General features: G+C 71.2%; 3 protein-coding genes. All 3 read right to left on the minus strand.

Annotation, left to right across the window (positions count from 1 at the left end; translation table 11 throughout):
• Positions 1-131: 131 nt before the first annotated feature.
• A complete protein-coding gene (locus tag ABZW03_RS40110) occupies positions 132-569 on the minus strand; it encodes a hypothetical protein (RefSeq protein ID WP_355269719.1) in 438 nt (145 codons plus the stop codon).
• A gap of 236 nt (positions 570-805) precedes the next feature.
• The gene (gene glnII, locus ABZW03_RS40115) at positions 806-1,828 is read right to left on the minus strand and encodes a glutamine synthetase (protein ID WP_355269721.1); all 1,023 of its coding nucleotides are present in this window, start codon (positions 1,826-1,828) and stop codon (positions 806-808) included.
• Between the two features lie 115 nt (positions 1,829-1,943).
• Positions 1,944-2,177: hypothetical protein (locus tag ABZW03_RS40120; RefSeq protein WP_355269722.1), on the minus strand; the 234-nt coding region annotated here is incomplete at its 5' end.

Consider the following 2,177-nt stretch of genomic DNA (forward strand, 5'->3'; position numbering starts at 1 on the left):
ATCACCCGTCTGCGGCACCCGGCGTGAGGAAACTCACCCGCCCCGGCGGAGCGGGGCGGGCGGGGCGCCCCCCCGTCGGCCCCCCGGCGGGGGCGCGACCACCCCGCCCCGGCCGTCCACCGGCGCGCCGGTCAGCCCTTCGGCACCCCGTAGGTGTACCAGCCGCTCCAGCCGCCGCCCGAGTTCCGGTCGATGTACCACTGGTGGCCGTCCGAGCCGCGCGCCGAGAGGGTGAGGGCGCCGGACTGGTTGGAGCTGACGATGACGATCCTGCTGGTCAGGTAGCCGCCCATCTTGGTCCAGGCGCTCAGCTTGTCGGTGTTGCCGATCGTCCAGCGCGTCCACAGGGCGTGGTCGGTGCCGACCACGAAGACCTGCTGGGTGCCGTCCTGGAAGGTGTGGAAGGTCTGGCCGCCGACGCCGTAGTCCCCTCCGCAGAGGAAGTCGCCGCCGAAGATCGTGCTGCCGCAGTGCGCGGGGCTGGCGACGGAGGCCGAGGCGGGAGCCGCGGTCAGGCCGATGCCGGCGAGGACGGCGGCGGCCGCGACGACGGCCTTGATCTTGTTCACAACTGCTCCTGACTGGTCGGGGTCGGGCCCGGTCGACCGACCGGGACGCCGGTGGCGGAGCCCGCCCGGCGCCCGCCCGGCGGGCCCTCACCGGTAGCAACGGGAGCGTCGGCCAAGCGAGTTCACCGATTTCCGGCCACTCCGGCCGGCCACCCGACCGGGGGAAACGCCCGTAGGCCCCCTCCGCGTCGGGAGGGGGCCTACGGGTGTCGCCTGTGCACCCAGGAGACGGTGGATCAGACCTGGCCGGCCTTCTCCAGAGCCTCGCAGCAGGTGTTGATCAGGAGGCGGGTGACGACGTAGGGGTCGACGTTGGCGTTCGGGCGACGGTCCTCGATGTAGCCCTTCTTCTCCACCTCGACCTGCCACGGGATGCGCACCGAGGCGCCGCGGTCGGAGACGCCGTAGCTGTAGACGTTCCACGGGGCGGTCTCGTGCTTGCCGGTGAGGCGGGACTGGATGTCGTCACCGTACTGGTTGACGTGCTCCAGCACCTTCTCCTGGGAGGCGCCGAGCGACTCGCAGGCGGTGATGATGGCGTCGTAGCCCTCGCGCATCGCCTTGGTGGAGAAGTTGGTGTGGGCACCCGCGCCGTTCCAGTCGCCCCGGGCCGGCTTGGCGTCGAGGGTGGCGTCGATGCCGAACTCCTCGGCGGTGCGGTAGAGCAGGTAGCGGGCGATCCACATGTCGTCCGAGACGGTCAGCGCGTCGACCGGGCCGATCTGGAACTCCCACTGGCCGGGCATGACCTCGGCGTTGATGCCGCAGATGGCCAGGCCGGCGTCGATGCAGCGGTCCAGGTGCAGCTCGACGATCTCGCGGCCGAAGACCTCCTCGGCGCCGACGCCGCAGTAGTAACCGCCCTGCGGGGCCGGGAAGCCACCCTCCGGGAAGCCGAGCGGGCGGGAGCCCTTGAAGAAGGTGTACTCCTGCTCGATGCCGAAGATCGACTCCTGGGCGGCGTACTTCTCGGCGACCTCGCGCAGCAGGGCGCGGGTGTTGGAGACGTGCGGGGTGCCGTCCGTCTCCAGGACCTCGCAGAGCACCAGGATGTTGTCGCCACCACGGATCGGGTCCGGCACGACCTTCACCGGCTCCAGCACGCGGTCCGAGGCGTGGCCCTCGGCCTGGTTGGTCGAGGAACCGTCGAAGCCCCAGGTCGGGATCTTGTCGGCGTTGGGCAGGACGCGAGTCTTGGAACGGAGCTTCGCGGTCGGCTTGGTGCCGTCGATCCAGATGTACTCGGCCTTGATTGCCACGGCGTGTCCCTCGCATTGCTGGGTGGTGGGTGCCCGCGTAGCGTCGCAAGCCGCCGTTTCCCGGTTGTTCCTCTCGTGTAACGCGCATGTGAACCAACCGTCCGCGTCGGCACGGTCACGGTGCGGGAGTGCCGGGGACGGCACTCCCGCCGTTCCGGGTGCCGTCGGTGACGACACCGGCATGGTCGGCGACGACAGGTGTAGTCACCATGACGACAGGCGTAGTCACCGACGCCGCGCGCGCCCGCCGACGACAGGCGTCGTCAGCGGCCACGCGCGCGGCCGGTCGGTGCCGATGGACGTCGTCAGTGCCGACGGGCGTGCGCGGCGCGGCGCCGACGGGTGGCCC

The sequence above is a fragment of the Kitasatospora sp. NPDC004799 genome (assembly GCF_040609095.1).
GTDB lineage: Bacteria > Actinomycetota > Actinomycetes > Streptomycetales > Streptomycetaceae > Kitasatospora.